This is a genomic window from Streptomyces sp. NPDC006739, assembly GCF_042869815.1.
Taxonomy (GTDB): Bacteria; Actinomycetota; Actinomycetes; order Streptomycetales; family Streptomycetaceae; genus Streptomyces.
Window position 1 is genome coordinate 26,114 of record NZ_JBIAGM010000018.1, and the last position, 25,425, is coordinate 51,538.

Consider the following 25,425-nt stretch of genomic DNA (forward strand, 5'->3'; position numbering starts at 1 on the left):
TGGAGGAAGTTGTGACCACCACCAGTGCCGCCGCGCCCGCGGCCGAGAAGAAGAAGGGCGCCGGCGTCATGTCCGTGCTGCAGCGCATCGGCCGCAGCCTCATGCTGCCGGTGGCGGTCCTGCCCGCCGCGGCGCTCCTGGTGCGCCTCGGCAACACCGACATGCTGGGCCGCCCGGAGTTCCCCGCGTTCCTCACCAAGATCGCGGGCTTCATGGCGGCCGGCGGCAACGCCATCCTCGACAACATGGCGCTCCTGTTCGCCGTGGGCATCGCGATCGGCTTCGCGAAGAAGTCGGACGGTTCGACGGCGCTGGCGGCGGTCGTCGGCTATCTGGTCTTCAAGAACGTGCTGGGCACGTTCACCGACAAGAACCTCCCCAAGGTGGCGACGGTCGTCAACGGCAAGGTCGTCATGGCGAACGCGCCGGTGGACGCCAAGGTCCTCGGCGGTGTGGTGATGGGGCTCGTGGTCGCGCTGCTCTACCAGCGCTTCTACCGGACCAAGCTGCCGGACTGGGCGGGCTTCTTCGGCGGCCGCCGGCTGGTGCCGATCCTGTCGGCGTTCGCGGGCCTGGTCATCGGTATCGTCTTCGGTTACATATGGCCGGTCCTCGGCACGGGTCTGCACAACTTCGGTGAGTGGCTGGTCGGTTCGGGCGCCGTCGGGGCGGGCATCTTCGGTGTCGCCAACCGGGCGCTGATCCCGATCGGCATGCACCACCTGCTGAACTCCTTCCCGTGGTTCCAGGCGGGCGACTACCACGGCAAGAGCGGCGACATCGGCCGCTTCCTGGCCGGTGACCCGACCGCGGGCCAGTTCATGACCGGCTTCTTCCCGATCATGATGTTCGGTCTCCCGGCGGCCTGTCTGGCGATGGTGCACTGTGCCCGCCCGGAGCGCCGCAAGGCGGTCGGCGGCATGATGTTCTCGATCGCGCTGACGTCGTTCGTCACCGGTGTGACCGAGCCGATCGAGTTCACGTTCATGTTCATCGCGCCGGTCCTGTACGCCATCCACGCGGTGCTCACGGGTGTGTCGCTGGCGCTGACCTGGGCGCTGGGCATGAAGGACGGCTTCGGCTTCTCGGCCGGCGCGGTGGACTTCGGTCTGAACCTGGGCATCGCCACCAACCCCTGGGGGCTGCTCGGGGTGGGTCTGTGCTTCGGCGTCCTCTACTACGTGATCTTCCGGTTCGCGATCACGAAGTTCAATCTGCCGACGCCGGGCCGCGAGAGCGACGAGGAGCTGGCCGAGCTGGCGAAGGCGGAGGCCAAGTAGTCCCCGGCAGTCCCGCTCCGCACGACCGCGCCCGCCCCTTCCGGGGGCGGGCGTTGTGCTGTGCGCCGGTTCTCGTACGGGGTCGGATCTCGTACGGTTCAGATCTCGTACGTGGTCCGGGGGGCGGCCAGCTCCACCGGGCCGTCGAAGACCTCGCGGGCGTCGGCGAGGTTGACCTGCGGGTCGGTCCACGGCGGGATGTGGGTGAGGACCAGGCGGCGGGCGCCCGCGCGGGCCGCCGCCTCGCCCGCCTCGCGGCCGTTGAGGTGCAGGTCGGGGATGTTCTCCTTGCCGTGCGTGAAGGCGGCCTCGCACAGGAACAGGTCGGTGTCCCGGGCCAGCGAGTCCAGCGCGTCGGTGACGCCGGTGTCGCCGGAGTACGTCAGGGACGTCCCGCCGTGCTCGATGCGGATGCCGTAGGCCTCCACGGGGTGGCGGACCCGCTCGGTGTGCACCGTGAACGGGCCGATGTCGAAGGTGGACGGCTTGACCGTGTGGAAGTCGAAGACCTCGCTCATCGAGGAGGCGGTGGGGGTGTCGGCGTAGGCGGTGGTCAGCCGGTGTTCGGTGCCCTCGGGACCGTAGACGGGGAGCGGCTCGGCCCGGCCGCCCTCGTGCCGGTAGTAGCGCGCCACGAAGTACGCGCACATGTCGATGCAGTGGTCGGCGTGCAGATGGCTGAGGAAGATCGCGTCGAGGTCGTAGAGACCGCAGTGGCGCTGCAGCTCGCCCAGGGCGCCATTGCCCATGTCGAGCAGCAACCGGAAGCCGTCGGCCTCGACGAGGTAGCTCGAACAGGCCGATTCCACGGAGGGGAACGACCCGGAGCAGCCGACGACGGTGAGCTTCATGAAGCAGAAACCTCCGTTGGCGGGACGGGGAGGGGATGTCGGGAAGGGGGGCAGACGGGGGTCGTGCGGTTTGTCGAGCGTAAGGCGCGTAAGGGCCGGTCGCTCCTCCGCCAGGGGCTGTTGTGGGCGAACTCACCTGTGCTGTCACCGGTTCGGCTGGACGCGGGGCGCAAGAGGCTTACAAGAGGGCGCGCGATGGGAGTCGTACGCCGGTAACGTCGTCCCTATGGACACGTCCTGGTGGCTGGCGCTCGCGGCGGTGGTACTGCTCGCGCTCGTCGCCACGCTCGTCGACGGCTGGGGACGCGGCCACCGCGGGCCCCGCCGGACCACCCGGCCGCCGGGGCGCCCCGGGGGGCCGGACGCGCGGACGGGGCGTCCGCATCCGGGGGACATCTGGTGGGCCAACGTGCCCTTCGAGGACGGTCCCGGCGCCAAGGACCGGCCCTGTCTGGTGCTGGCCGTGCGCGGCAACCGGGCCACGGTCGCGAAGATCACCAGCAAGTACCACGACGAGCGTGCCGGGGTGATCCCGCTGCCGCCGGGCTCGGTCGGGGACGCGCACGGCCGGCCGAGCTTCCTGGAGACCGACGAGCTGCGGCAGGTTCCGGTGGCCGAGTTCCGGCGGCGGGTGGGCGTGGTCGACCCGGTCCTGTGGGACCAGGTGCGCCACCTCGCGCGCTGAGCGGGCGCGGCCTCAGCCGGCGTGGACGGTGACCGTGACCGTCCATTCCTGAATGCCCTTGCAGGACACCTGGCCGGGGCCGGTGGGCTGGGCGCACATCGGGCGGGACGAGGTCAGGTGGACGGTGCCGGGGGCGGCGGCGGTGAACGCGGCGGTGGCGTCGCCCGGCTGGATGACGAAGCCCGGGTTGGCCGCCTTGAGCGCGCCGCCGTCGGCGCTGATCTGCTTCCAGGGGCGTTCCTTGGTGCCGTCGAGGGTGATGCGCAGGGTGCTGCCGGGTCCGAGGCAGACGGTACGGCCGCTGTCGGCGGCGGTGAGCTGGGTCTGCGGGGCGCACGTCCCGGAGGGAGCGGTGGGAGCGGTGGCCGAGGGGGACGAGGGGGACGAGGAGGCCGGTGAGGGTGACACCGAGCCGCTTCCGGTCTTCGCGTCCTGACTCTGCGAGCCGCAGCCCGTGAGGAGCAGTGCCGCCGCCGCGAGGGCGGTGACGGACGTCCGGTGAAGCGTCGTACGGCGCATGGGGGGGGACCGCCTTTCTGCTGGGGCCGGCCGACCGGCTCCTGGTGCAGATGTGACGTACCACCGGCGCGAACGGATCCCGCACCCGGCATACTCCTGCCGTGTGCGGGATCCGTCATGCGGTGTCGCTCAGCTGGTCGTGACGGCGGTGTCGTCGACGACGAAGCTGGTCTGCTGCGAGGAGTCCTCGACCCCGCTGAACTTCAGCGTGACCGTGGAGCCCGCGTACGAGGACAGGTCGAAGGTCTTCTGCGCGTACCCGGAGGCGGCGTTGACGTTGGAGTACGTCGCCAGGGTCTTGGAGCCGGCGCTCACCGTCAGCTTGTCGTAGGCGGTGCTGCCGGTCTCGGCGGTGTCGATGTGCAGGTAGAAGGTGTAGGTGGCCTTGCAGCCGGACGGGATGGTCACCGACTGGGACAGGGTGTCGGTGTGGCTGGTGCCGTAGCCGTCGAGCCAGGCCTTGTAGGAGCCGCTGTGCGCGGCCTCACCGGTGTCGTTGGTGATGACGCCGTTGCTGGCGGTCCAGGAGGCGCTGCCCGATTCGAAGCCGGGGTTGCCGAGCAGCTGCGCCGAGGTGCAGCCGCCACCGCCGCCGCCACCGACGGTCCAGGTGAAGGCGGTGGAGCCGGAGGCGCCGGTGGAGTCGGTGGCGGTGACCGAGACCTGGTAGGTGCCGGCGGTGGACGCCGTGCCGGAGATCAGGCCGGTGGAGCTGTTGATCGACAGGCCGGTGGGCAGGCCGGAGGCGCTGTAGGTGAGGGACGCGCTCCCGCTGTCGGTGGCCGAGATCTGCAGGCTGACCGAGCCGCCGGTGGTGGTGGACTGGCTGCCGGGGTTGGTGACGGTCACCGTGTTGCCGCCGCCGCTGCTGCCGGAGGTGAAGGCGGCGGTGCCGTTCGGGGTGCCCCAGCCGGTCGGGCCGTCGTATCCGGTGCGGGCGGTGCAGAAGTACGAGGTGGAGCAGGAGCCGTTGCTGCCGCTGGTCACGTCGTACAGGTTGCCGGTGTGGGCGTACGGGTACTTCGCCGGGTAGTCGCCGGAGGCCGGGGTGCCCGCGAGGGCGTAGACGCCGGCGATGATCGGGGACGAGGCGCTGGTGCCGCCGTAGACCGCCCAGCCGGAGCCGCCGTAGGTGTCGTAGACCGCGACGCCGGTGGCGGGGTCGGCGACGGCGGAGACGTCGGCCTCCATGCGGTTGGAGCAGCCGGTGTCGGTCTCCCAGCTCGGCTTGGGGTCGTAGGCGGAGCAGCCGGAGCCGGTGCCCTCGGTGCTGGAGGTGTTCCAGACGGACTCGGTCCAGCCGCGCGAGCCGGAGGAGGTGTTCAGCGCGGTGCCGCCGACGGCGGTCACGTACTGGGAGGTCGCCGGGTACTCGGCGCCGTAGCCGGAGTCGCCCGCGGAGACGGTGATCGCGACGCCCGGGTGCTTGAAGTAGGAAGTGTCCTCGCCGGTCTGGGCGGAGGACTCGGAGCCGCCCCAGCTGTTGGAGACGAACTTGGCGCCGAGCGCGACGGCCTCGTTCTCGGCGGCGCCGAGGTCGGCGTCGGTGGCGGAGTTGGCCTCGACGAGGATGATGTTGCAGTTCGGGCAGACCGCGCTGACCATGTCGATGTCGAGCGCCTCTTCACCGGCCCAGCCGCTGTCGTTGGTCGGCAGGGAGGTGGTGGAGCCGGTCTGGCTGACCTGCTTGAAGCAGCCGTTGGCGACGGTACATGCCGACAGGCCGTAGGTGGAGCGGTAAGTGGCCAGGTCGGAGGCCGCGTTGGGGTCGTTGAAGGCGTCGACCACGGCGACCGTCAGGCCGGAACCGCCGGTGGAGGGCAGGTTGTAGGCGCTGTGCAGGTTGGCCGGGCTGAGGCCGGAGGGCGCGGCGGCGAGGGCGGCCGACAGGCTCTGCCTGATGTCGGTGCGGCGCTGCGCGAAGCAGGAGGCGTGGCCGGGCTCGGCGGTGGCGCACAGGTGGGTGGTGGGCACCTTCTGGCCGGCCTTGCCGGTGGAGTGGAAGGTCTGCCGCTTCGGGTCGGTGAGGGCCTTGGCGTTCTGGACGGTGCGGGACGTGGTGTGCGCGGCGGCGGGTGCGGCCTGGGCTCCGGCCGTGGGTGCCGCGACGAGTCCGGCGACGGTGAGGGCGAGGGCGGGAACGGCGACGGCCAGGAGTCTTCGCAGGCTCCGTCTCCGCTTGCTCGGGCGTGACTCACGCATGGGGTACTGCCTCCATGGGAAGTGGGGGTTCTCGCAGTGGGCAGGCCCGTGACGCGCGTAGCGGCGGCGACCGCGCAGCCATGAGCATGACACTCAAACGGTCGTACGCACCCGATTCCGTGCAGTGAGCGTGACATGACAGGGTGCGCGCCGAAGGTAGCCCCGCGCGACCGCTACCCGGCAGTACCGGAGGAAGATCTTTGCCCCGCCATGGGCAGCGTTTAGCCCCCTCATAGGAGGGGGTTGGCGCGTAGTTGGCCGGTGCGGGGAGGGGGCTCGGGCCGGCCTCAGGCCCAGAGCTGGCCCTGGAGCGTCTCGATGGCCTCCTCCGTGGTGGCCGCCGTGTAGACGCCCGTGGAGAGGTACTTCCAGCCGCCGTCGGCCACGACGAAGACGATGTCGGCGCTCTCGCCCGCCTTGAGGGCCTTGGTGCCGACGCCGATCGCCGCGTGCAGGGCGGCGCCGGTGGAGACGCCCGCGAAGATGCCCTCCTGCTGGAGGAGTTCACGGGTGCGGGTGACCGCGTCGGCCGAGCCGACCGAGAAGCGGGTGGTGAGGACGGAGGCGTCGTACAGCTCCGGCACGAAGCCCTCGTCGAGGTTGCGCAGGCCGTACACCAGGTCGTCGTAGCGCGGTTCGGCGGCGACGATCTTGACGTCCGGCTTGTTCTCGCGCAGGTAGCGGCCGACGCCCATCAGGGTGCCGGTGGTGCCGAGGCCCGCGACGAAGTGGGTGACGGAGGGCAGGTCGGCGAGGATCTCCGGGCCGGTGGTGGCGTAGTGGGCGCCGGCGTTGTCCGGGTTGCCGTACTGGTAGAGCATCACCCAGTCCGGGTGCTCGGCGGCCAGTTCCTTGGCGACGCGCACGGCGGTGTTGGAGCCGCCCGCCGCCGGGGAGGGGATGATCTCGGCACCCCACATGCCGAGCAGGTCCCGGCGCTCCTGCGAGGTGTTCTCCGGCATCACGCACACCATGCGGTAGCCCTTGAGCTTGGCCGCCATGGCCAGGGAGATGCCGGTGTTGCCCGAGGTGGGTTCGAGGATCGTGCAGCCCGGGGTCAGCCGGCCGTCCTTCTCCGCCTGCTCGATCATGTGCAGGGCGGGACGGTCCTTGACCGAGCCGGTCGGGTTGCGGTCCTCCAGCTTGGCCCAGATACGGACGTCGGCGGACGGCGAGAGCCGCGGCAGGCGCACCAGGGGGGTGTTGCCCACCGCGGCCAGCGGGGAGTCGTAACGCATCGGTGGTCAGCGGCCCGATCAGGCCATGCCGCCGGCCACGGCGGGCAGGATCGTCACGTTGTCGCCGTCGGAGAGCTTGGTGTTGATGCTCTCCAGGAAGCGGACGTCCTCGTCGTTGAGGTAGACGTTGACGAAGCGGCGCAGCTCGCCTCCGTCCACGATGCGGGCCTGGATGCCCGGGTGCCGGGTGTCGAGGTCGGCGAACAGCTCGGCGAGGGTGTCCCCGGCCCCTTCCACGGCCTTCTGGCCGTCGGTGTAGGTGCGAAGGATGGTGGGGATGCGGACCTCGATGGCCATGGTTGCGGGCTCCTGTCGGATGGTGTCGGGTCTGTGGGCGCGCGGCGGCGCGGGTGGAGCGGAGTGGAACGGGGCGGAGCGGGATGTCACGCGCCGGGGCTCACGGGCCGTACGGCGGCAGCGGGCAGCGTCAACAGATGGCGCTGGCGAGCCTGCACAGGTCGACGTGCAGCCGCGCCACGAGCAGTGCGCCCGGCGTCTTCTCGCTCACGTCGTGGAGAACCATGGGCTCATCGTATCGATTCCCGGCCGGGCTCCCGAGGTGTGATCTCACGCCTCGGACAGATTCCATCCGCACAGCGAGATCAGGGGGATCGAGCGGGCCTCAGTAGCTCTCCACCACCTTGACGTCCTCCTCCGTGACCTCGCCCTCGACGATGGTGAAGGAGCGGAACTGGAAGGGGCCGGCGCCGTCGTCGTCGGCCGTGGAGACCAGGACGTAGTGGGCGCCCGGCTCGTTGGCGTAGGAGATGTCGGTCCGGGACGGGTACGCCTCGGTCGCCGTGTGGGAGTGGTAGATGATCACCGGCTCCTCGTCGTTGTCGTCCATCTCCCGGTAGAGCTTGAGCAGGTCCTGCGAGTCGAACTCGTAGAACGTGGGCGAGCGGGCCGCGTTCAGCATCGGGATGAACCGCTCGGGACGGCCGGTGCCCACCGGTCCGGCGACCACGCCGCACGCTTCGTCGGGGTGGTCCTGGCGCGCGTGGGCGACGATCCGGTCGAACAGGTCCTGGGTCAGAGTCAGCATGCTGGTCAGGATAAGCAAAGGGGCCGCCGCGTACCGAGGAGTGGTACGGGGCGGCCCATATGCCGGACGCGTTCGAGGGGTGCCTCCGCCGGGGGCGGTCAGCCCACCTTCTCCATGACGGGCTCGCGGCGGTCGGCGACCGACGGGTTGCGGGACTTCAGCACCAGCCATCCGATGCCGAGCGCGGCCGCCCAGACGGCCATCACGTAGAGGCAGACCCGGGAGTCGGCGTCGTAGGCGATCTCGCCGGTGACGAACAGCAGGAACACGATGGCGATCCAGCTGCACACCGCGCCGCCCGGCGCCGGGAAGGCGGAGGCGGGCAGCCGGCCCGCGTTCACCGCGCGGCGGTAGCGCACATGGCTGACCAGGATCATCAGCCAGGTCCAGATGCCGGCGGCGGTCGCCACCGAGGTGACGTAGCCGAAGGCCTTCTCCGGGACGATGTAGTTGAGGATCACGCCGATGCCCATGAAGGCGACGGAGACGGTGATGCCGAGCGCCGGGGTCTTGGAGGCGGAGAGCCTGCTGAAGACCCTCGGCGCCTCGCCGTTGTCCGCGAGGGTGCGCAGCATGCGGCCGGTGGAGTACATGCCGGAGTTGCAGGAGGACAGGGCGGCGGTGAGGACCACGAAGTTGACGATGCCGGCGCCGGCCGGGATGCCGATCATGGCGAACGCCTTCACGAAGGGGCTCACACCCGCCGCGAACTCGGTCCACTTCACCACGCACAGGATGACGGTGAGGGCACCGACGTAGAACAGCGCGATCCGCCAGGGCAGGGTGTTGATCGCCTTCGGGAGGGTCTTCTCCGGGTTCTCGGACTCGCCCGCGGTGACGCCGACCAGTTCGACGGCGAGGTAGGCGAACATCACGCCCTGCAGGGTCATCAGGGAGGAGCCGACACCCTTGGGGAAGAAGCCGTCGAACTGCCAGAGGTTGGACACGGAGGCGGTGTCCCCGGCGGCGCTGAAGCCGAAGGTGAGCACGCCCAGGCCGATCACGATCATGCCGACCAGCGCGGTGACCTTGACCATCGAGAACCAGAACTCGATCTCGCCGAACAGCTTCACCGAGATCAGGTTGGCCACGAACAGGACCACCAGGAAGACCAGGGCCGTCACCCACTGGGGGACGGAGGGGAACCAGTAGTTGACGTAGATGGCGGCGGCCGTCAGTTCGGCCATGCCGGTCACCACCCACATCAGCCAGTAGGTCCAGCCGGTGAAGTAGCCGAAGAACGGGCCGAGGAACTCACGCGAGTACTCCGCGAACGAGCCGGAGACCGGCCGGTAGAGCAGAAGCTCGCCGAGCGCCCGCATGATGAAGAAGATGATGATGCCCGCGAGGGCGTACATCAGGATGAGGCTGGGGCCCGCCTTGGCGATGTTCGCGCCGGCTCCCAGGAAGAGGCCGACGCCGATCGCACCGCCGATGGCGATCATCTGGACCTGCCGGCTGCCGAGCCCGCGCTCGTACCCCTCCTCGGGGGCGTCGGTGACCTGCTGTGAGGTCATGTGTGGTGCGCCTTTCTCCATGCCGACCCGGGCCTTCGTCGGCCTCGGAGCGGGTTTCGATCCCCCCGGATTGATGGAGCTGGGCGGGCCTCACGAGCCCGCCCGTGCCTGGCCGGCGGTCGCCGGCTCGGTGGCGCACCCGGCCGGACATGGGTGGTGTCGGCCGGGCGGTCGTGAAGATTTATCACGGCCGCAACACTGATCACACCCGGGCGATGTGACGCACGGCACAGGGAAAAGGGGACAAAGAGCGCTCGAACGCCCTGAATCAGGCCGGAACGGTGACGGGATCGTTATCCGGATTTGAGCGTCCGCTGAGCGAACACAAAATCGCCACAAAGAGACACATAAAGGTCGCGAGCTACGACATCAGGGTGGCGACGAGGGTTTCCTGGAGTCCGCCCAGCCACAGGTAGGCCATCACCATCGGCTTGCGCGGGTCGTCGTCCGGCAGCCGGTAGAGCAGGTCGGTGTCGTCCTCGTCGACGATCTCCAGCCGGGAGCCGATCGCCAGGCGCAGGTCGTTGAGGGCGCCGAGCCACTGGCGGGACTCGTCCGGGGAGAGCTTGAGGACCGCCCCGCCGCCGCCCTCGACGGCCAGCGCGTCCAGCGAGCGGATCACCGCGAGGGCGCTGTGCCGCTTGCCGGCCCGCAGGTCGTTCTCGGTGAAGCGGCGGAACTCCGCGGAGTACGTCTCCCGCTCCTCGGCCTCCTTCGGCGAGTCGGGCATCCGCTCCGGGTCGCTGTAGGCGTCCGGGAAGAGCCGGCGCAGCACCGGGTCGGCGGGCGGCTCGCTCGGCCCCTCGGCGAACAGCTCGGCGAGCGGGTCGGCGGGGGCGCCCTCGGCGGGGCCGGGGCCGATGAGTTCCAGCAGCTGGACGGCCAGCGACCGGATGATGGAGATCTCGACGTCGTCGAGCGCGACGGCCGCGCCGCCGCCGGGGAGCGGTTCGAAGGTTCCGGGCATGAAAGAGATCGCTACTTCCGGTCCTGCTGGAGGGTGGCCCACAGACCGTAGCCGTGCATGGCCTGCACGTCGCGTTCCATCTCCTCGCGAGTACCGCTGGAGACGACCGCCCGGCCCTTGTGGTGGACATCGAGCATGAGCTTGGTGGCCTTGTCCTTGGTGTAGCCGAAGTACGTCTGGAAGACGTAGGTCACATAGCTCATGAGGTTGACCGGGTCGTTGTGGACGATCGTGACCCAGGGGACGTCCGGCTCGGGGACGGCGAAGACCTCCTCCGCCGACTCGGTTCGTTCGATCTCTACGGGAGCGGGTGACGTCACATGGCCATGCTGCCACGCGGCCCACAAATCGTCACACTGACGAGATGGGAGTAGCATGCGTTGCCATGAACACAGCGGACCTTGGGCTGCCGGTGGAGGTTCCCTCGACGGCGCTCTTCACTGACCAGTACGAGCTGACGATGGTGCAGGCCGCGCTGAAGGCGGGTACGGCCGAACGGCGCAGCGTGTTCGAGGTCTTCACCCGGCGTCTGCCGGAGGGGCGCCGCTACGGCGTGGTGGCGGGCACCGGACGCGTCCTTGACGCGGTGGAGAACTTCCGTTTCGACGCGGACGTCCTCGGCTTCCTGCGCGAGCGGAAGATCGTCGACGAGGAGACCCTGGGGTGGCTCGCCGACTACCGCTTCAGCGGTGACATCTGGGGCTATCCCGAGGGCGAGGTGTACTTCCCCGGCTCCCCGATCATGCGGGTGGAGGGTTCCTTCGCCGAGTGCGTGCTGCTGGAGACGGTGATCCTGTCGATCCTCAACCACGACTCGGCGATCGCGGCGGCGGCCTCCCGGATGTCCTCGGCCGCCGGTGACCGGCCGCTGATCGAGATGGGCGCCCGCCGCACCCACGAGCTGTCCGCCGTGGCCGCCGCGCGGGCCGCGTACGTCGGCGGCTTCACGACCACGTCCGACCTGGCGGCCGGCTTCCGCTACGGCATCCCCACCGTCGGCACCTCGGCGCACGCCTTCACCCTGCTGCACGACCACGAGCGGGACGCCTTCCGGGCGCAGGTCGACTCGCTGGGCCGGGGCACCACGCTGCTCGTGGACACCTACGACGTGGCCGAGGCGGTCCGTACGGCGGTGGAGGTGGCCGGACCCGAGCTGGGCGCGGTGCGCATCGACTCCGGCGACCTGCTGCTGGTGGCGCACCGGGTGCGGCAGCAGCTGGACGAGCTGGGCGCCACCGGCACGAAGATCGTGGTGACCTCCGACCTGGACGAGTACGCCATCGCCTCGCTGGCGGCGGCGCCGGTGGACGCGTACGGCGTCGGTACGCAGCTGGTGACCGGCTCCGGGCACCCGACCTGCTCGATGGTCTACAAGCTGGTGGCCCGTGCCGAGTCCGCCGACCCGGGGGCGCCGCTGGTGCCGGTGGCGAAGAAGTCCAGCGGGGGCAAGACCTCCGTCGGCGGACGCAAGTGGGCGGCCCGGCGGCTGGACCCGCAGGGGGTGGCGGAGGCCGAGGTGGTCGGCACCGGGGCGGTGCCCGCGGAGCTGGCCGACCGGCAACTGCTGGTGGAGCTGGTCAAGGGCGGCGCGGTGGTGGCCCGCGAGTCCCTGGACGCGCCCCGCGACCGGCACACCGCCGCCCGCGCCAATCTGCCGCTGTCCGCGACGCAGCTCTCGCGCGGGGAACCCGTCATTCCGACGGAGTACGTCCAGGGGCGCTCGGGTAGCTAGAGCGGTGTCGCCGTTCGCGCACCACCCGCGCCCCCTCCCGTACCGCTGTCGAAGTCTCTAGGCTCAGTTACTTAACCCACAGTCGAAGGACACCCACCATGCGCCGCGCCTTGATCGTCGTAGACGTGCAGAACGACTTCTGCGAGGGGGGCAGTCTCGCGGTGGCCGGGGGTGCCGACGTCGCCGCCGCGATCACCGAGCTGATCGGGCAGGCGGCCGGTGCCGGGTACCGGCATGTGGTGGCCACCCGTGACCACCACATCGCGCCCGGCGGCCACTTCGCCGACAACCCCGACTACGTCCGCTCCTGGCCCGCGCACTGCGTCGCGGGCACCGAGGGAGTGGGCTTCCACCCCAACTTCGCGCCCGCCGTCGCCTCCGGCGCGATCGACGCCGTCTTCGACAAGGGGGCGTACGCGGCGGCGTACAGCGGCTTCGAGGGGGCGGACGAGAACGGCGTCTCGCTGGCCGACTGGCTCCGGGAGCGCGGGATCGACGAGGTCGACGTGGTCGGTGTCGCCACCGACCACTGTGTGCGGGCCACCGCCCTGGACGCCGCGAAGGAGGGCTTCCGTACCCAGGTGCTGCTGGATCTGACGGCCGGGGTGGCCGCGGAGACCACGGAACGGGCGCTGCAGGAGATGCGGGCGGCGGGCGTGGAGCTGTCCGGCAAGCCGGTCGTCGCCTAGGCCGGCGGTCCGCGCCGGCCGGAGGCCTACGCGCGTGCCGCCTCCTGGTGCCGCAGCAGGGCCCTGATCGGGTGCCACAGCTCGGTGACGGTGACACCGTTGTCGGGGGCGGTGCGCCATATCAGGCCGTCGGGGTGGTGCAGCACCGCGGTGATCTCGTCCGGGGTCGGCGGGGCCGCGTTGCCCCGCAGGTAGACGGCGCGCATGCCCAGGTTGCGGAGCCGGGTCAGGGCCCGGGCGCGGTTGTGGGCGTGGACCAGCACGCGCACGGCCAACGAGCCGTCGGCCGTGCTGGCGGGCAGGTTCAGCGCCACCACCACGGTGCCGTTCGGCAGCTTGCAGAAGCCTCCTGCGGCCATGCGGTCACTTCCCCGTTCCGGTCGGTGTCAATAAGAAGTCCACAGGACGCACCTAAACACGATCGGCGGCGACCCGCCAGGGGGTCACCGCCGATACGCCTCTGACCTGCGAAAACGCAGACTACTTCACTGCGGGGCCGACCTGGAGCGAGATCGTCGAGCCGTTCTCGCCCTCCTTGACGATCTTTATCTTGGTGTTGGTGTCAGTGACCTTGACACCACCGGTCGGGTTCGTCTCGTCGTAGTAGGTGCTGGTGTGGTCGTTGAAGACCGACACGCCCCGCTGCGAGGGGATCCGGGTGGCCACGCCCGCCTGGTGCAGTGTGATCGCGTCGGTGCGTCCCAGCGAGAACGGGGAGTCGTAGGCCTGGAACCGGTTGCGCATCAGCGTGCCGTCGGACCACTTCAGGGCGGCCGGGTGCGCGTCCACGGGCAGGATCAGGCCGGTGCCCGGGTGGGCCTGGGCGTTGGTGTTGTCGTCCGCCTGGGAGGTGTCCCACTTCCAGATCAACAGGCCGTTCTGGTACGGGAAGTGCTCCACCCAGTCGGGACGGCCGGTGGTCAGGTAGCCGAAGTTGTACGGGCCGGCCTTCAAGGTCCTGTCGTACGACACGTACTGGCGGTTCTCGGCGAGGTAGTACTGCTTGTAGTCCTTGCTGAAGGAGGCGCCGATGCGGGAGAAGCCGTTCGCCGTCCAGGCCGGGTCCGCGCTCTCGGCGTTGTCCGAGAACAGGGCGGACCCGTCGGCGGTCAAGGTGATCTCGTCGGCCGCGAAGCCCTTCTGGGACACGCCGCCGTCGGTCTGGTAGCGGAAGCGGACGTCGATCTTCTTGCCCGCGTAGGCGTCCAGGGAGTACGACAGCTTCTTGTAGCCGTCGACCGTGCCGGTCAGGGCCGGCTTGTCGCTGCCGTCGCGCGGGATGGCCCGGCCGTCCACCGTGCCGTCCAGGGCGGTCCAGTTGGCGCCGCCGTCGGCCGACACCTCGGTGTAGAGGTAGTCGTAGCCCGCCTCGATGTCGTAGTAGCCGTCGAGGCTCAGCGTGGCCGAGGACCTGCCGGTCAGGTCGACGGAACGGGTCAGCGTGTTCTTGAGGTTGTCGCCGCTGCCGCTCCACCACTGCGCCGATCCCTGCGCCGGGGTCACGACGGTGGTGGTGACCTCCTTGTCCGGCAGGGTGACCAGCAGGGCCTGCTTGTCCCAGGTGTTGTACTCGGCGACGCCCAGCTTGTGGGTGGACTGCGTGCCGGCCTTCGCCGTGTCGTAGTTGAGCCAGCCCAGCTGCAACTTGTCCCAGGCGTTCATGTCGCCGGGCAGGTCACCGATGGACTCCCTGCCGGTGCCGAGCCAGGAACCGGAGGACATCAGCGTCCAGAAGCCGGTGGAGTTCTCGCCGCCGGCGGTGTCGTACTCGTCCGGCAGACCGAGGTCGTGGCCGTACTCGTGGGCGTAGACGCCGAGGCCGCCGTTCTCCGGCTGGATCGTGTAGTCGCCGACCCAGATGCCGGTGTCGCCGATCTGCGCGCCGCCCAGCTTGTTGTTCTCGGGTCCGGTGGCGCCGGCGTCGGTGCCGAAGGCGTACCAGCGGTGCGCCCAGATCGCGTCCTCGCCCTGCGCGCCGCCGCCCGCGGACTCGTCCTCGCCGGCGTGCACGATCTGGAAGTGGTCGATGTAACCGTCGGGCTCGTTGAAGTTGCCGTCGCCGTCGTGGTCGTAGCGGTCCCACTGGTCGAACCCGGCGAGGTCCGCCCTGATGTCGGCGTCGGACTTGCCGGCCGCCTTCTGCTGGGCGACCCAGGCGCTGACGCCGTCGGCGACCACGTTCCACACGGTGGAGCAGGTGTGGCCGCCGCAGGCGTTGTTGCCGTAACGGGCCTCGTTGTAGGGGACCTTGACCCAGTCGGTGACCTCGCCGTCGACCGAGTAGCGGCCCGAGGACTGCTTCTCGTAGTACTTCTTCAGCGACTCGGTCTTCTTGCCGGTGCCGAAGTAGAGGTCCTGGAAGTGCTTCTGGTCGTAGTCCTTCTGCCAGGCCGTGGAGTTGTCCTTGGTGCGGTCGGGCGCGGCGATCCGGTTGTGCAGCGGGCCGGCCGTGCCGCCGTACTTCGGGTCGGCCTTGTCGCCGAACTCGACGAGGACGGTGAAGATCTTGTCGGTCTTCTCCCGGCCCAGTTCGACGTACTTGCCGGCGCCCTTCCCGCTCTTGAGCTGGACGACCTGGGAGCCGTTGCGGTCCTTGACCTGGGCCTTGCCGGATATGACCTGGTCGAGCGCCTCCTGGTGCCGGGCCTTCTGGGTCTTGCTCAGGGGGCCGTCGAGGTCGTGCGACTCCTGCTTCACCGGCTGCGGGTCGTGCCGGGTGACGGAGGCGGGCTTCGCCGTGGTGCTCGCTTCCGCGACGGCGAAGGTGGAGAACGTGGCGGAGGCCGCCGCGAGCGAGACGCCGATCGCGGCGGCTCTGAACGTCCAGGGTCTGCTGGTCACTTGAGTTCCTCCCCCGCGTCCACGCGCGCGGAGGGAATGGGGTCCTGGTCATGGAGGGGCCCGCGCGCGGCTGATCGACGCGTGTGTCAAGTGCCGTAATTTGACTAGAGGTTTAGAAGAAAAGACAGATCTTGACTTGAGCAGGTCAAGTGCACTAGAGGGTGTTGGCACGGGGTTGGTGCCGCCTTTGCCAAGTGCGCTCGCGTCCCGCTCGACGGGCGCGTGAGCGCGTCCACCTGGTGGACGCCATGACTCCGTGCGCCCCCTGTGCACCGGTACCGTGGGTTAGGTCACGCTTACCGGACGTTCCGCTCGGGCATGCACGCGAATAGAGTCGAACGGTGGAACGCCCGGAGGCCGGTGGAAAGCCAGGCCGGCATCCCGTCTCACCCCCAAAACTTCCGAGGACACGATTGCCATGCCTCGTCCGACCGCCGCACAGCTCGCCTACGGTTCCTGCACCGTGATCTTCTCGACGCTCGCCATGCTGCTGCTGTCACAGACGACTTCGGGCCTCGGGATCGCGATCATCGCCTTCGCCGCGCTCGCGCTGGGGCTGCTGGTCGCGATGACGGTTCCGCTGCCCGGACCACGCACGCCCACGGCGCCGCCCGGCGGCGCGCCGGACGGGGCGCGGGTGCCGGTCGCCGCCGCGGTGGAGCCGGTACGGGAGCCGACGGCGTCCTCACTCAGGGGACGCTGACCACCACCGTCTTGGCCGCCTTGTCGTGCAGGCCCTGCTTGTAGGGCTTGTCGAAGAAGCTCCAGCCGCCCGCGATCACGGTCCACAGGCAGGCGCAGCAGAAGGCGAACGGGACCCACAGCACCAGGGCGCGGACCAGCGCGACCGGTACCGAGGGCGTGGAGCCGTCGTCCAGGTTGGCCACGCGCATCCGCAGCCACTTCTTGCCGAGGGTCTGCCCCGACCTGGCGATCATCAGGGTGTCGTAGCCGACGTAGAGCACCACGGCGACGACCGACTGCGCGAACGACTTGGCGACCTCGACCCGGTCGCCGTTCATCTGGTACTCGTGCACCCCGAACGCCCAGGTGAGCAGCCAGACGACGATGCCGACCAGGATCATGTCGACGATCCGGGCGAGGGTGCGTCTGCCGCTGTCGGCGAGCGGGGGCATGCCGGCCAGCGGGTCACCGCCGCCGGGCGGCGGGGGCTGCCCGCCGCCGTACGGGGTGTCGTACGGCGAGCCCGTCCCCTGGCCCGGCGGGGGCTGCTTCCTGAACGGGTCGTCTTCCGGCGGCTCCGGTCCAAAACCGTGGGGCGGTTCGGTGCTCATGGCCCGAGTGGACCGCGAACGCCCCGGCTCCGCATCCGGCGGGCCACCGTACGAGTGTCAGCCCGCCGCCACGAAGGTGTGGGCCGCCTTGTCGTGCCAGCACTGGTGCCAGGGCCGGTCGAACAGGCACCAGGCGACCCCGACGATCCCGATGCCCAGCAGGCCGGGGACGCTGTACACCAGCCAGCGGCGCAGGGAGGCGCCGAAGGCCGGGGGCTGGTGGCCCTCGATGTCCCGTACCTCCAGGCCGCACAGCTTCTTGCCGAGCGTGCGGCCCCACTTTGCGGTGGGCAGTGCCTCGTAGAGGACACCGGCGAGGAGCAGGACGGCGAGGACGATGCCGAGATACGTGCCCGTGGTGCCGTCGAGCAGCCAGACGGTGACGGTACGGCCGGAGAGCCTGGCCGCGTCGATCTTCTGCCGGACGTGGTCGGCCGCCCTGGTCCCGAGCGGTACGGCCGCCGCACCGGTCACCGCACCGAGGACCAGGCCGTCGATCAGCCGGGCCAGCAGCCGCTTGCCGAGCCCGGCGGGCCGCGCCGCCGCCTGCCGGCGCGCCGCCGCCTGGAACACGTCCTCCACCGGCGGCTTCCACGGTGCCAGGGGCTGTTCGTCCCCGGCGCCGGCCAGCCGGTGCACCTGCTGGGCCCAGGAGGACTGCCCGCCGCCGGCCCCGGTGGCCATCGGCTGCTGCTGCGGCAGGGAGGGTGCCACGGCGGCGGGGGCGGGCGTCTGCACCTGAGCCGCCGGCGCCGGTGACTGCGACTGTGCCGCCCGGGCGGCGGCGGCCTTGCCGGCGGCGAAGCCGGGGCCCGACGCCTGCGGCGCGCCGACCGGCCCCTGCGTGCCGAAGCCCGCGCCGCCGCCCTGGGCGGGGATGCCCGCGTTGCCGGGGCCCCCGGAAGCCGGGCCCGCCCCGGAACCACCGGAGCCCGCCGGTCCGGCGGAGCCGCCCCGCACCGGGCGGAACGTCATCGTGCCCTCGTCCCGGGAGCCGGCCGGGGCGTCGCCCGGGGTGGGGCGGCGGAAGACGAACGTGCCGTCCGAGGAGGGCGCGGACGCCTCCGCCGGGGGATCCGCCGGGACCCTGGGGTCCCCTCCCCAGGACACCCGGCGGTCCGGGTCCCCGCCGAAGCCCGACTGCTGGGCGCGGTCGGCACCCCACGACGGCGCCGGGTCCTCGTCGAAGAAGTGCGGGCCCGTCTCCTCCACCGCGGGGGCCGCGGCGGCCGCCGGGCGCGCGCCGGGCGGCGGGGCCGGCGACTCGCCGTCCCGGGGCGCCGGCCGGCTGGTGCCCGGCACCCAGGCGGCACCGTTCCAGTAACGGACGTAACCGGGGATGGACGGGTCCGGGTAGTAGCCCTCGCGGGGCCTGTCGTCACCGGGGGCCGGGGTTGGGGCGCTCATGTCCGTCGTCCCGTATCTGCTCGGGGGTCAACTGGGAGCCTCCACATCTATCAGACCCGCGCAACCCCCACCGCCAGTCCCGCCGTACCCACCCCTTTCCGGGCAACCCCGTGCATCCCCTTCACAGGTCCGGAAGGAAATTCCCCCCGACCGGCGTAATGGTCCGGCCCCCGCCGCCTCTCCCCTGGCACGGGCCCACCGCAGGGGCCCGTACACCTGCCCGAGAGAGGACATGCGCGTCATGCGTCATACCGTGATCGAACGAGAGCTGGAACTGAGGCTCGTCCTGTCCCCCGAGCGGAGCATCCCGGTCCCGGCCCGGCTCGCCTACCGCTCCGACGACCCCTACGCCGTCCACATCGCCTTCCACATCAACTCCGAGCACCCCGTCCACTGGACCTTCGCCCGTGACCTCCTGGTGGAGGGGGTGTTCCGGCCGTGCGGGCACGGCGACGTGCGGGTGTGGCCGGCGAAGGCCGACGGGCGCGGCGTCGTGCTGGTGGCGCTGAGTTCACCCGACGGCGACGCCCTGCTCCAGGCGCCGAGCGCCCAGGTGTCGGCCTGGCTGGAGCGCACGCTGCGAGCGGTGCCGCCGGGCAGCGAGGGCGGGCAGCTGGGGATCGACGACGCGCTCGACCAGCTGCTCGCCCAGTGACGGAGTGCGGGCGGCGGTCAGAACAGCTTGCCCGGGTTGAGGATGCCCAGCGGGTCGAAGACCTGCTTCACCGCCCGCTGCATCTGAACGCCGACCGGGCCGATCTCCTGCGCCAGCCACTCCTTCTTCAGGACTCCGACGCCGTGTTCGCCGGTGATGGTGCCGCCCAGTTCCAGACCGAGGGCCATGATCTCGTCGAAGGACTCGCGGGCCCGCCGGGACTCGTCGGCGTCCTGGGCGTCGAAGCAGACGGTGGGGTGCGTGTTGCCGTCGCCGGCGTGGGCGCAGACGCCGATGGTGAGGCCGTACTTCTCGCCGATCCGCTCCACGCCGTCGAGCATCTCGCCGAGCCGGGAGCGGGGCACGCACACGTCGTCGATCATCGTCGTGCCCTTGACCGCCTCCAGCGCGGTCAGCGAGAGCCGCCGGGCCTGCAGGAGGAGTTCGGACTCGGCGGCGTCGTCGGCGGGCACCACCTGGGTGGCGCCGGCGGCCTCGCACAGCGCGCCGACGGCGGCGAGGTCGGGGGCGGGATCGGGGGTGTCGAACGCGGCCAGCAGCAGGGCCTGGGTGGTCTCGGGCAGGCCCATGTGGGCGAGGTCGTTGACCGCCTTGACGGTCGTACGGTCCATCAGTTCGAGGAGGGAGGGCACATGGCCGCCCGCCATGATCCGGCACACGGCGTCGCAGGCGGCCGCGGCGGAGGGGAACTCGGCGGCCAGCACCAGTTGCGGCGGCGGCTTGGGCCGCAGGGCGAGGACGGCCCGGACGACGATGCCGAGGGAGCCCTCGGAACCGACGAAGAGACGGGTGAGGTCGTAGCCGGCCACGCCCTTGGCGGTCCGGCGGCCGGTGGACATCAGCCGGCCGTCGGCGAGGACGACGTCCAGGCCGAGCACGTACTCGGCCGTCACCCCGTACTTCACACAGCACAGGCCGCCCGAGGCCGTGCCGATGTTGCCGCCGATGGTGCACGTCTCCCAGCTGGAGGGGTCGGGCGGGTAGGCGAGGCCGTGTTCCTCGACCGCCCGGGAGAGCGTGGCGTTGACGACGCCGGGCTCGACGACGGCGACGCGGTCGACGGGGCTGATCTCCAGGATGCGGTCCATCCTGGTCAGGGACAGCGCGATGCAGCCCTCCAGGGCGTTGGCGCCGCCGGACAGGCCGGTGCGGGCGCCCTGCGGGACCACCGGGACGCGCAGCTCGGTGGCGACCCGCATGACGTGCTGGACCTCCTCGACCGTGCGCGGCAGCACGACGGCGGCCGGGGCGCCGGCCGGGCAGAAGCTCGCCATGTCGTTGGCGTAGGCGGCGGTGACGTCCGGGTCGGTGAGGACGGACTCGGCGGGCAGACCGGTGAGCAGTCGGTCGACGAGGTTGCCGGTCGTCTCGTCGCGCGGTGCTTCGATACGGCTCATGATCACAGCGTCGCACTCGGGGCCATCGGTGTGAACCCGTGGGCCTCCCCCTTAAGCCACCCGGACGCGGTCGTCGTATTGACGCACAGTGAGCGCCATGAGCGCCCTGCACAGCCCACAGCGATCCGGTCCCGGTACGTCCCTGGTGGCCGACCCGTCACGGCCGCGGCGCGGGCGGCTGGTGCGGCGGGTGCTGGCCGCCGCCGTGCTGGGCGGGGTGATGGCCGGCGGGATGTGGGCGCTGTGGCCGCAGGACCGGCCGCAGCGGGGCGCGCCGCCCGCGTCCGGGCCCGGGGCCCGGCGGGCGGCGGTCGTCACCGCCGGGGTGCCGGCCACGCTGTCCGACCTGACGGCGTACATCGGGGGCCAGGAGGCCCTGGTGCGGGCGCGTCCCGGGGACGCGCGGGCGTGGGCCGGGCTGGGGGCCGCCTATGTGGAGCGGGGCCGGCGGACCGCCGACGCGGCGGACTACCCGAGGGCCGAACAGGCGTTGCGGGCCTCGCTGAAGGCGCGGGAGGAGGGGAACGCCGAGGCGCTGGCCGCGCTGGCCGCGCTGGCCGACGCGCGCCGGGACTTCCCGGCGGCCAGGCGGTGGGGCGAGGAGGCGCTGAAGCTGGCGCCGAAGCGGTGGACGTCGTATCCGCCGCTGATCGACGCCTATGACGGGCTCGGCGACTACCAGGCGGTCCGGCGGACGCTGGAGAAGCTGACCGGGCTGCGCACCGGGGCCGCCGCGCGTCCGGCGGTGATGGCGCGGACGGCCGCCGTCTACCGGGACCGGGGGTGGCGCGAGGACGCGACGGCCCAGTTGTCGGACGCCGCCGCCGCCGCCCGGTCGCCCGCCGAGCAGGCCGCCTACCTGGCCGCGACCGGGCAGCTGGCCTGGGAGCGCGGTGACCGCGAGGACGCGCTGCGGCACTTCGACGCCGCCCTGCGGCTGGACCCCGGCCAGTCCGTGGCGCTGACCGGCCGGGCCCGGACGCTGGCCGCGCTCGGCCGCACCACGGAGGCGCTCACCGCCTACCGGACGGCCCTGGCCCGGCGGCACGGCCCCGAGGACGCCCTGGAGCTCGGCGAGTACTACGAGTCGATGGGCATGGAACGGCAGGCCCAGGCGCAGTACGAGGTGCTGCGCGCCCGGGTCCGGGAGGGCGTGGCGGGCGGCGTCGACGAGGAGCTGCTCATCGGGCGGTTCGAGGCCGACCACGGCGATCCGCAGGAGGCCGTGAGCCGGCTGCGGGCCGAATGGGAGCGCCAGCCCGGCATCGAGGTCGCCGACGCGCTGGGCTGGGCGCTGCACCGGACCGGTGAGGACGAGGAGGCGCTGCGCTACGCCTCCGTCGCCACGGACCGGACGAAGGGCGGCGGGGTGCGCAGCGCCCTGTACTCCTTCCACCGGGGCATGATCGAACGGGACCTGGAGCTGTCCGCGTCCGCCCGGCGCGATCTGCGGGAGGCGCTGGTGACCAACCCGTACTTCTCGCCGCTGCGGGTGCCGGTGGCCCAGGAGGCGCTGCGGGAGCTGGGGGAACCGCCCGACGAGCCGGTGCCGGAGTGAGCCCCGCCTCCTGGCCGCCCCGCTGCCGCAGGCCGCCCCGCTGCCACAGGTCGCCCGGCTGCTACAGGTTGCCCCGCTTCTCCTGCTCGCGCTCGATCGCCTCGAACAGGGCCTTGAAGTTGCCCTTGCCGAAGCCCATGGAGCCGTGCCGCTCGATGATCTCGAAGAACACGGTCGGCTTGTCCTGGACCGGCTTGGTGAAGATCTGCAGCAGGTAGCCGTCCTCGTCCCGGTCGGCGAGGATCTTCAGCTCGCGCAGGGTCTCGATCGGCACGCGGGTGTCGCCGACCCACTCGCCGAGGGTGTCGTAGTAGGAGTCGGGGGTGTTCAGGAACTCGACCCCGGCCGCGCGCATGGTCCGTACCGTCTGCACGATGTCGCCCGTGTTGAGCGCGATGTGCTGGACGCCGGCGCCGCCGTAGAACTCCAGGTACTCGTCGATCTGGGACTTCTTCTTGGCGAGGGCGGGCTCGTTGATCGGGAACTTGACCTTGAGGGTGCCGTCGGCGACCACCTTCGACATCAGCGCGCTGTACTCGGTGGCGATGTCGTCGCCCACGAACTCCTTCATGTTCGTGAAGCCCATGACCTTGTTGTAGAACTCCACCCACTCGTTCATCCGGCCGAGTTCGACGTTGCCCACGCAGTGGTCGATGGCCTGGAAGGTGCGCTGGGCGGGCGGTTCGACGATCGGGGAGGCGGCGACGAAGCCGGGGAGGTAGGGGCCGTCGTAGCCGGTGCGCTCGACGAGGGTGTGGCGGGTCTCGCCGTAGGTGGCGATCGCGGCGAGGACGACCGTGCCGTGCTCGTCCTTCAGCTCGTACGGCTCGGCGACGCTCCGCGCGCCGTGCTCCAGCGCGTAGGCGTACGCGGCGCGGGCGTCGGGCACCTCGATGGCCAGGTCGATGACGCCGTCGCCGTGCTCGGCCACGTGCTGGGCGAGGAAGTGGCCCCAGGTGGTGGCGGGCTTGATCACCGAGGTGAACACGAAGCGGGCGGAGCCGTTCTCCAGGACGTAACTCGCGGTCTCGCGGCTGCCGTTCTCCGGTCCGGAGTAGGCGACCAGCCGCATGCCGAAGGCGGTGGAGTAGTAGTGCGCGGCCTGCTTGGCGTTGCCCACGGCGAAGACGACCGCGTCCATTCCCTTGACCGGGAAGGGATCGGCCTGCCGGGCGGTGTCGGGAGTGTGGTGTGTGGTCTGCGTCATAAGCGGAAGGGTGACCGCAGTCTGCAAGCTGCGCAATGGTTGCCGTTCTCACTGGGCAATCTGCATAGTGTTACGGCCGTTTGGTCGGCGTTTCTGTACAGGATGACCAACCCGGGAGGCAGGATGGCGATCGATCGTCTGGACGGCCGCATCATCGTGCTGCTGGCACGCGAGCCGCGCGTCGGGGTGCTGGAGATGTCCCGGCGGCTGGGGGTGGCGCGCGGCACGGTGCAGGCGCGCCTCGACCGGCTGCAGTCGCACGGGGTGATCCGCGGGTTCGGTCCGCAGGTGGATCCGGCGGCCCTCGGCTACCCGGTGACCGCGTTCGCCACGCTGGAGATCCGGCAGGGCCAGGGCGCCGACGTCCGGGCGCATCTGGCGACCGTCCCGGAGGTGCTGGAGCTGCTCACCACCACCGGCAGCGGGGACATGCTGTGCCGTCTGGTGGCCCGCTCCAACGCCGATCTGCAGCGGGTGATCGACCGGGTGGTCGGCTTCGAGGGCATCGTCCGCGCCTCCACGGCGATCGTGATGGAGAACCCGGTTCCGCTGCGGATCATCCCGCTGGTGGAGCAGGCGGCGGAGGAGTCGCAGCCGACCGGGGACTGAGCACACGGAATGCAAAAGAAGCGTTGCAAAGGAAGCTTTGCAACGCTACCTTTGTATTCATGACGGAGCAGGAAGACCGAAAGCACCGCCGCCTGGACGCCCGCGCCCTGCGCGGCCTCGCCCACCCCCTGCGGATGCAGTTGCTGAACGCGCTACGGCAGGGCGGCCCGGCGACCGCCTCCCAACTGGCCTCCCGGCTCGGCGAGTCCAGCGGGGCCACCAGCTACCACCTCCGCCAGCTCGCCGCGCACGGCTTCGTGGAGGACGCCCCGGACCATGGCAAGGGACGGGAGCGCTGGTGGCGGGCGGTGGACGAGGGACTGGTCTTCGACAGCGCCGAGTTCGAGGGCGCCGGCCCCGAGGTGCGAGGCGCCGCCGACCTGTTCCTGCACGAGATCGCGAACACCCACGCCCGTGAGCTGTCCACCTGGCTCGGCACCCGTGACCACTGGTCCGAGGCCTGGGCGCGCGCCACCGACATGAGCGACATGAGTCTGCGACTGACGCCGGACCTCGCCGAAGAACTCGTCCGCAGGATGCACGACCTGGTCGACAGCTACCGCGACCGCGTTCCTGACGAGGACACCCCGGAAACGGAACGCGTACGCGTCCACACGCACGTCTTCCCCATCGACGCGAAGTGAGAGGCCCCACCATGGACATCAGCGCCCAGCTCGCCCAGCAGCACCTCGCCGGCCTGCACGCCCAGGCCGCCGCCCACCGCCTCGCCACCGAGGCCCGGCGCCCGCGCGAACTCCGCGCCCGCCTGGGCTGGACCCTCGTGGAGGTGGGCCTGCGCCTCGCCGCGCCGAGCGGCCCGAAACCGGCCCTCGCCTAGCGTGCCGGGCGTCGCGAGCCGGTGAACCTTTCCGGTCGCAGCGCTAGCACCCCGGGACCGGGCCCGTTCCCTTCTGCAGGGCCACCAGGGAGTTCACCGCTCCCTTCAGGGTGGTCACCGCGACCAGCCGCAGTCCGTTCGGGAGCTCCGCCTTCGCGTCGGCGCACTCGTCCTTCGGAACGAGGAACACGGTCGCCCCGTCCCGCCGCGCGGCCTGCGTCTTCAGGGCCACCCCGCCGACCGCGCCCACCGTGCCGTCGGCGGTGATCGTGCCCGTGCCGGCGATGGTGCGGCCGCCCGTGAGGTCGCCGCCGACGCCGTCGCCGTGCAGCTTGTCGATGACCCCCAGGGAGAACAGCAGCCCCGCGCTGGGGCCGCCCACGTCGGCGAGTCTCAGCGTGACCTTGACGTCCTTGGCGCTCAGGTCGAGGTACTTGAGGGCGGCCTGGGCGGCGGCGTCCTGGGACTGCCGCATCTGCTCGGTGTTGTGCTGCTCGATCTCCTTGACGCTGTCGCCGCTCGGGTAGACCGCGTCCCGCGGCATGACCGCGCGGTCCGTGCGGAACCAGCTGTCGACGACGTCACCGAGCGAAACCCGCGCGTCCGGCCCGGTCGCCTCGATGGTCGTCATCCGCAGCTGTCCGCTCGTCGCGCGGGTCGGCGCGCCGGAGATCGTGATCACCGCGGTGCCCTGGTTCTTGCCCAGGACGTTCGCCGTCATCCCGGGCTGCGCCACCGAGAACGGCAGCGGCGCGAACAGCGCCGTGGCGATCAGGGCCACGACGGGCAGGGCGCAGACGGCGACGGCCTGGGGGCGCGTGAGGCGAGAGAGCACAGGATCAATCTACGGGACGTCTCTTTCCGGACAACGG

27 protein-coding genes are annotated in these 25,425 nt (G+C 71.1%); 10 read left to right on the top strand and 17 right to left on the bottom strand.

Annotated elements, in window-relative coordinates; all coding sequences use genetic code 11:
• Positions 1-68: 68 nt before the first annotated feature.
• Positions 69-1,280: a PTS transporter subunit EIIC gene (locus ACFYMM_RS30545; RefSeq protein ID WP_388392431.1), complete on the top strand. Its 1,212-nt coding sequence runs from the start codon at positions 69-71 to the stop codon at positions 1,278-1,280.
• Between the two features lie 98 nt (positions 1,281-1,378).
• On the opposite strand, the gene ACFYMM_RS30550 is transcribed toward ACFYMM_RS30545, so the two are convergent.
• Positions 1,379-2,131 carry an MBL fold metallo-hydrolase gene (locus tag ACFYMM_RS30550; protein ID WP_388392162.1) on the bottom strand — a complete coding sequence of 251 codons (753 nt, stop codon included), beginning with the start codon at positions 2,129-2,131 and terminating at the stop codon, positions 1,379-1,381.
• 226 nt (positions 2,132-2,357) lie between these two features.
• Here ACFYMM_RS30550 and ACFYMM_RS30555 point away from each other — a divergent pair, with 226 nt between their 5' ends.
• Positions 2,358-2,816, top strand: coding sequence for a type II toxin-antitoxin system PemK/MazF family toxin (locus ACFYMM_RS30555; protein WP_388392164.1), 459 nt, complete (start codon positions 2,358-2,360; stop codon positions 2,814-2,816).
• Positions 2,817-2,828: 12 nt separating this feature from the next.
• On the opposite strand, the gene ACFYMM_RS30560 is transcribed toward ACFYMM_RS30555, so the two are convergent.
• The 9 genes from ACFYMM_RS30560 to clpS all read right to left on the bottom strand — a co-directional run bounded on the left by ACFYMM_RS30560 (position 2,829) and on the right by clpS (position 10,681).
• Positions 2,829-3,335 carry a hypothetical protein gene (locus ACFYMM_RS30560; RefSeq protein ID WP_388392166.1) on the bottom strand — a complete coding sequence of 169 codons (507 nt, stop codon included), beginning with the start codon at positions 3,333-3,335 and terminating at the stop codon, positions 2,829-2,831.
• Positions 3,336-3,464: 129 nt separating this feature from the next.
• Entirely contained in the window at positions 3,465-5,537 is a 2,073-nt protein-coding gene (locus ACFYMM_RS30565; RefSeq protein ID WP_388392169.1) for a putative Ig domain-containing protein, read from the bottom strand.
• A 287-nt stretch (positions 5,538-5,824) separates the two neighbouring features.
• On the bottom strand, positions 5,825-6,775 hold the full coding sequence (locus ACFYMM_RS30570) for a PLP-dependent cysteine synthase family protein (protein ID WP_388392171.1): 951 nt from the start codon (positions 6,773-6,775) through the stop codon (positions 5,825-5,827).
• An 18-nt stretch (positions 6,776-6,793) separates the two neighbouring features.
• Positions 6,794-7,072, bottom strand: a complete 279-nt coding sequence (locus ACFYMM_RS30575; protein ID WP_388392173.1) for a MoaD/ThiS family protein — start codon at positions 7,070-7,072, stop codon at positions 6,794-6,796.
• Positions 7,073-7,202: 130 nt separating this feature from the next.
• On the bottom strand, positions 7,203-7,298 hold the full coding sequence (locus ACFYMM_RS30580; RefSeq protein ID WP_322725075.1) for a putative leader peptide: 96 nt from the start codon (positions 7,296-7,298) through the stop codon (positions 7,203-7,205).
• Positions 7,299-7,397: 99 nt separating this feature from the next.
• On the bottom strand, positions 7,398-7,820 hold the full coding sequence (locus ACFYMM_RS30585) for a Mov34/MPN/PAD-1 family protein (protein WP_388392175.1): 423 nt from the start codon (positions 7,818-7,820) through the stop codon (positions 7,398-7,400).
• A 98-nt stretch (positions 7,821-7,918) separates the two neighbouring features.
• The gene (locus ACFYMM_RS30590) at positions 7,919-9,337 is read right to left on the bottom strand and encodes an amino acid permease (RefSeq protein WP_388392177.1); all 1,419 of its coding nucleotides are present in this window, start codon (positions 9,335-9,337) and stop codon (positions 7,919-7,921) included.
• Positions 9,338-9,698: 361 nt separating this feature from the next.
• Entirely contained in the window at positions 9,699-10,304 is a 606-nt protein-coding gene (locus ACFYMM_RS30595) for a DUF2017 domain-containing protein (protein ID WP_388392180.1), read from the bottom strand.
• Positions 10,305-10,315: 11 nt separating this feature from the next.
• Positions 10,316-10,681: an ATP-dependent Clp protease adapter ClpS gene (clpS, locus tag ACFYMM_RS30600; RefSeq protein ID WP_388392182.1), complete on the bottom strand. Its 366-nt coding sequence runs from the start codon at positions 10,679-10,681 to the stop codon at positions 10,316-10,318.
• Positions 10,682-10,689: 8 nt separating this feature from the next.
• Between clpS and ACFYMM_RS30605 the strand changes: the two genes are divergently transcribed.
• On the top strand, positions 10,690-12,036 hold the full coding sequence (locus ACFYMM_RS30605; protein ID WP_388392185.1) for a nicotinate phosphoribosyltransferase: 1,347 nt from the start codon (positions 10,690-10,692) through the stop codon (positions 12,034-12,036).
• Positions 12,037-12,134: 98 nt separating this feature from the next.
• Entirely contained in the window at positions 12,135-12,725 is a 591-nt protein-coding gene (locus ACFYMM_RS30610) for a nicotinamidase (protein WP_388392188.1), read from the top strand.
• Between the two features lie 26 nt (positions 12,726-12,751).
• On the opposite strand, the gene ACFYMM_RS30615 is transcribed toward ACFYMM_RS30610, so the two are convergent.
• Together ACFYMM_RS30615 and ACFYMM_RS30620 are read right to left on the bottom strand one after the other, a co-directional pair.
• A complete protein-coding gene (locus ACFYMM_RS30615; protein WP_388392190.1) occupies positions 12,752-13,084 on the bottom strand; it encodes a hypothetical protein in 333 nt (110 codons plus the stop codon).
• A gap of 121 nt (positions 13,085-13,205) precedes the next feature.
• On the bottom strand, positions 13,206-15,566 hold the full coding sequence (locus tag ACFYMM_RS30620; protein ID WP_388392193.1) for an immune inhibitor A domain-containing protein: 2,361 nt from the start codon (positions 15,564-15,566) through the stop codon (positions 13,206-13,208).
• A gap of 418 nt (positions 15,567-15,984) precedes the next feature.
• On the opposite strand from ACFYMM_RS30620, the gene ACFYMM_RS30625 reads away from it, so the two are divergent.
• On the top strand, positions 15,985-16,269 hold the full coding sequence (locus ACFYMM_RS30625) for a hypothetical protein (protein ID WP_388392196.1): 285 nt from the start codon (positions 15,985-15,987) through the stop codon (positions 16,267-16,269).
• On the opposite strand, the gene ACFYMM_RS30630 is transcribed toward ACFYMM_RS30625, so the two are convergent.
• Positions 16,256-16,861, bottom strand: a complete 606-nt coding sequence (locus tag ACFYMM_RS30630; RefSeq protein WP_388392199.1) for an RDD family protein — start codon at positions 16,859-16,861, stop codon at positions 16,256-16,258. The genes ACFYMM_RS30625 and ACFYMM_RS30630 overlap by 14 nt on opposite strands.
• Before the next feature lie 57 nt (positions 16,862-16,918).
• Positions 16,919-18,268 (bottom strand): RDD family protein, encoded by a 1,350-nt coding sequence (locus tag ACFYMM_RS30635; protein WP_388392202.1) that lies wholly within the window; start codon positions 18,266-18,268, stop codon positions 16,919-16,921.
• A gap of 241 nt (positions 18,269-18,509) precedes the next feature.
• Between ACFYMM_RS30635 and ACFYMM_RS30640 the strand changes: the two genes are divergently transcribed.
• Complete coding sequence (locus ACFYMM_RS30640) at positions 18,510-18,923, top strand: SsgA family sporulation/cell division regulator (protein WP_388392204.1); 414 nt, start codon at positions 18,510-18,512, stop codon at positions 18,921-18,923.
• Between the two features lie 17 nt (positions 18,924-18,940).
• Here ACFYMM_RS30640 and ACFYMM_RS30645 read toward each other — a convergent pair whose 3' ends face one another.
• The gene (locus ACFYMM_RS30645) at positions 18,941-20,347 is read right to left on the bottom strand and encodes an FAD-binding oxidoreductase (protein WP_388392206.1); all 1,407 of its coding nucleotides are present in this window, start codon (positions 20,345-20,347) and stop codon (positions 18,941-18,943) included.
• A gap of 91 nt (positions 20,348-20,438) precedes the next feature.
• On the opposite strand from ACFYMM_RS30645, the gene ACFYMM_RS30650 reads away from it, so the two are divergent.
• The gene (locus ACFYMM_RS30650) at positions 20,439-21,899 is read left to right on the top strand and encodes a tetratricopeptide repeat protein (RefSeq protein WP_388392209.1); all 1,461 of its coding nucleotides are present in this window, start codon (positions 20,439-20,441) and stop codon (positions 21,897-21,899) included.
• 61 nt (positions 21,900-21,960) lie between these two features.
• Here the strand turns inward: ACFYMM_RS30650 and hppD are convergent, their stop codons facing one another.
• Positions 21,961-23,106, bottom strand: coding sequence for a 4-hydroxyphenylpyruvate dioxygenase (gene hppD, locus ACFYMM_RS30655; RefSeq protein ID WP_388392210.1), 1,146 nt, complete (start codon positions 23,104-23,106; stop codon positions 21,961-21,963).
• A gap of 123 nt (positions 23,107-23,229) precedes the next feature.
• Between hppD and ACFYMM_RS30660 the strand changes: the two genes are divergently transcribed.
• From ACFYMM_RS30660 to ACFYMM_RS30670, 3 genes are read left to right on the top strand one after another with little or no spacing between them, the layout of a single operon-like run.
• A complete protein-coding gene (locus ACFYMM_RS30660) occupies positions 23,230-23,715 on the top strand; it encodes an Lrp/AsnC family transcriptional regulator (RefSeq protein ID WP_388392212.1) in 486 nt (161 codons plus the stop codon).
• 59 nt (positions 23,716-23,774) lie between these two features.
• The gene (locus ACFYMM_RS30665) at positions 23,775-24,359 is read left to right on the top strand and encodes an ArsR/SmtB family transcription factor (protein WP_388392215.1); all 585 of its coding nucleotides are present in this window, start codon (positions 23,775-23,777) and stop codon (positions 24,357-24,359) included.
• An 11-nt stretch (positions 24,360-24,370) separates the two neighbouring features.
• Positions 24,371-24,553, top strand: a complete 183-nt coding sequence (locus tag ACFYMM_RS30670; protein WP_388392217.1) for a hypothetical protein — start codon at positions 24,371-24,373, stop codon at positions 24,551-24,553.
• Positions 24,554-24,596: 43 nt separating this feature from the next.
• Here ACFYMM_RS30670 and ACFYMM_RS30675 read toward each other — a convergent pair whose 3' ends face one another.
• Positions 24,597-25,388, bottom strand: a complete 792-nt coding sequence (locus ACFYMM_RS30675) for a S16 family serine protease (protein ID WP_388392220.1) — start codon at positions 25,386-25,388, stop codon at positions 24,597-24,599.
• Positions 25,389-25,425 lie beyond the last annotated feature (37 nt).

Coding starts and splice junctions, on each gene's coding strand:
- ACFYMM_RS30640 (WP_388392204.1), top strand. CDS start 18,510: ATGCGTCATACCGTGATCGAACGAGAGCTGGAACTGAGGCTCGTCCTG.
- ACFYMM_RS30545 (WP_388392431.1), top strand. CDS start 69: ATGTCCGTGCTGCAGCGCATCGGCCGCAGCCTCATGCTGCCGGTGGCG.
- ACFYMM_RS30565 (WP_388392169.1), bottom strand. CDS start 5,537: ATGCGTGAGTCACGCCCGAGCAAGCGGAGACGGAGCCTGCGAAGACTC.
- ACFYMM_RS30570 (WP_388392171.1), bottom strand. CDS start 6,775: ATGCGTTACGACTCCCCGCTGGCCGCGGTGGGCAACACCCCCCTGGTG.
- ACFYMM_RS30550 (WP_388392162.1), bottom strand. CDS start 2,131: ATGAAGCTCACCGTCGTCGGCTGCTCCGGGTCGTTCCCCTCCGTGGAA.
- ACFYMM_RS30625 (WP_388392196.1), top strand. CDS start 15,985: ATGCCTCGTCCGACCGCCGCACAGCTCGCCTACGGTTCCTGCACCGTG.
- ACFYMM_RS30595 (WP_388392180.1), bottom strand. CDS start 10,304: ATGCCCGGAACCTTCGAACCGCTCCCCGGCGGCGGCGCGGCCGTCGCG.
- ACFYMM_RS30605 (WP_388392185.1), top strand. CDS start 10,690: ATGAACACAGCGGACCTTGGGCTGCCGGTGGAGGTTCCCTCGACGGCG.
- hppD (WP_388392210.1), bottom strand. CDS start 23,106: ATGACGCAGACCACACACCACACTCCCGACACCGCCCGGCAGGCCGAT.
- clpS (WP_388392182.1), bottom strand. CDS start 10,681: ATGCTACTCCCATCTCGTCAGTGTGACGATTTGTGGGCCGCGTGGCAG.
- ACFYMM_RS30615 (WP_388392190.1), bottom strand. CDS start 13,084: ATGGCCGCAGGAGGCTTCTGCAAGCTGCCGAACGGCACCGTGGTGGTG.
- ACFYMM_RS30630 (WP_388392199.1), bottom strand. CDS start 16,861: ATGAGCACCGAACCGCCCCACGGTTTTGGACCGGAGCCGCCGGAAGAC.
- ACFYMM_RS30665 (WP_388392215.1), top strand. CDS start 23,775: ATGACGGAGCAGGAAGACCGAAAGCACCGCCGCCTGGACGCCCGCGCC.
- ACFYMM_RS30580 (WP_322725075.1), bottom strand. CDS start 7,298: ATGGTTCTCCACGACGTGAGCGAGAAGACGCCGGGCGCACTGCTCGTG.
- ACFYMM_RS30590 (WP_388392177.1), bottom strand. CDS start 9,337: ATGACCTCACAGCAGGTCACCGACGCCCCCGAGGAGGGGTACGAGCGC.
- ACFYMM_RS30585 (WP_388392175.1), bottom strand. CDS start 7,820: ATGCTGACTCTGACCCAGGACCTGTTCGACCGGATCGTCGCCCACGCG.
- ACFYMM_RS30575 (WP_388392173.1), bottom strand. CDS start 7,072: ATGGCCATCGAGGTCCGCATCCCCACCATCCTTCGCACCTACACCGAC.
- ACFYMM_RS30650 (WP_388392209.1), top strand. CDS start 20,439: ATGAGCGCCCTGCACAGCCCACAGCGATCCGGTCCCGGTACGTCCCTG.
- ACFYMM_RS30670 (WP_388392217.1), top strand. CDS start 24,371: ATGGACATCAGCGCCCAGCTCGCCCAGCAGCACCTCGCCGGCCTGCAC.
- ACFYMM_RS30635 (WP_388392202.1), bottom strand. CDS start 18,268: ATGAGCGCCCCAACCCCGGCCCCCGGTGACGACAGGCCCCGCGAGGGC.
- ACFYMM_RS30660 (WP_388392212.1), top strand. CDS start 23,230: ATGGCGATCGATCGTCTGGACGGCCGCATCATCGTGCTGCTGGCACGC.
- ACFYMM_RS30555 (WP_388392164.1), top strand. CDS start 2,358: ATGGACACGTCCTGGTGGCTGGCGCTCGCGGCGGTGGTACTGCTCGCG.
- ACFYMM_RS30610 (WP_388392188.1), top strand. CDS start 12,135: ATGCGCCGCGCCTTGATCGTCGTAGACGTGCAGAACGACTTCTGCGAG.
- ACFYMM_RS30560 (WP_388392166.1), bottom strand. CDS start 3,335: ATGCGCCGTACGACGCTTCACCGGACGTCCGTCACCGCCCTCGCGGCG.